The sequence below is a fragment of the Ligilactobacillus acidipiscis DSM 15836 genome (assembly GCF_001435755.1).
Classification (GTDB): domain Bacteria; phylum Bacillota; class Bacilli; order Lactobacillales; family Lactobacillaceae; genus Ligilactobacillus; species Ligilactobacillus acidipiscis.
The window spans coordinates 1-258 of sequence record NZ_AZFI01000425.1 but is presented as its reverse complement, the minus strand read 5'-3'; the positions used below and the strand labels follow the sequence as shown (position 1 = coordinate 258).

Genomic DNA, 258 nt, shown 5'->3' with positions numbered 1-258 from the left:
AGATCCTTGCTCAAACTGGTTGTACAGTTGGTGTCAGTGACGCTAATTTTTCAATTAATGAAGGAGAGATCTTTGTTGTCATGGGTCTATCCGGTAGTGGTAAATCAACACTGATCCGGATGATCAATCGTTTGATCGATTCGACTGATGGAGACGTCGAAATTGATGGCCAAAGTGTGATGGATCTAGACAAAGAAGGTTTGCGTAAACTACGCCAAGATAAGTTCGGGATGGTTTTTCAAAACTTCGCCTTGTTCC

Annotated in this window: 1 protein-coding gene; it reads left to right on the top strand. The window is 42.2% G+C overall.

Translation table 11 applies throughout. From position 1 onward, the window contains the following. Positions 1-258, top strand: a 258-nt coding sequence (locus tag FC65_RS11325; protein ID WP_156408665.1) for an ATP-binding cassette domain-containing protein, incomplete at both ends; no start/stop codon positions are given.